Origin of the sequence: Leucobacter sp. M11 (assembly GCF_035726885.1) — a bacterium.
GTDB lineage: Bacteria > Actinomycetota > Actinomycetes > Actinomycetales > Microbacteriaceae > JAPFRB01.
Map to the genome: position 1 here is coordinate 103,906 of NZ_JAPFRB010000003.1, position 211 is coordinate 104,116.

1 pseudogene is annotated in these 211 nt (G+C 77.7%); it reads left to right on the forward strand.

Annotation, left to right across the window (positions count from 1 at the left end):
* A pseudogene (locus tag OOT08_RS08740) lies at nt 1-211 on the forward strand (ABC transporter permease); the annotation flags it as partial.

Genomic DNA, 211 nt, shown 5'->3' on the forward strand with positions numbered 1-211 from the left:
GCCCGCCCGGCAGCGCCCCCACGGAGGGCGGACCGCCGTCGGGTCCGCCCGAGGGCGGCCCCGCCGAGATCCTCGCCCAGCTCCCCCAGGAGCTGCCCCGCGTCACCCTGAGCGATGTCGTGCCGACCTCCGAGGACGATCCCAACGGCGTCGGGGCGACCACCGCGGGCATCCCGCTCACGGTGGGCGCGCTGCTCAGCGGGGTCCTGAT